The sequence below is a fragment of the Priestia flexa NBRC 15715 genome (genome assembly GCF_001591565.1).
Taxonomy (GTDB): domain Bacteria; phylum Bacillota; class Bacilli; order Bacillales; family Bacillaceae_H; genus Priestia; species Priestia flexa.
The window spans coordinates 1-531 of sequence record NZ_BCVD01000259.1; the positions used below are offsets into that span (position 1 = coordinate 1).

A 531-nucleotide genomic window follows, 5' to 3' on the forward strand; every position below is an offset into this window, starting at 1 on the left:
GCCGCCTACGAATAGGCTACTGAGAAGTACGAGTATGATTCGTTTTCGTTTTATGAACATTTGGTGCCTCCTGATTTTATGTTTGTGTAATAACGTGTAACACTTATTTTTTAGCCTCATTTTTGTTTAAGAATTTTACTGAGGAAATCAACTTGTACGCACGCTTTTTAAATGTTTCCTTTTGCGGGTTACAGGACTTTAAGTTATCTACACAACTTGCAGAATATACAACCTCTACTCCTCCCCAACCTTTGTCAGGATGAATATAGGCAGCATAGCCATATAAACCTTCGTCCATCGTGAACGGTGCTACGTACGTTACTTTTCCTTTTCCATCAATTCGGTCAAATTTCATATCTTCACCTATACTATTCGTTAAGAGTTCTTTTGCATATCCAATTCCAGTTTCATCATTAGATAGAGCATTTGTATATTTAATTCTAAGCAACGCTTCCGTTTTGTCATTATACAGAATACCAGCTAAAAATGCCTCACTGCTTTCACCTTTTCGCGTATAACCAATGCCATCAA

General features: G+C 36.9%; 1 protein-coding gene. It reads right to left on the reverse strand.

Annotation, left to right across the window (positions count from 1 at the left end):
- Nucleotides 1-103: 103 nt before the first annotated feature.
- Nucleotides 104-531, reverse strand: a 428-nt coding sequence (locus BFL01S_RS20875) for a YvcA-related protein (RefSeq protein ID WP_169799879.1), incomplete at its 5' end; no start/stop codon positions are given.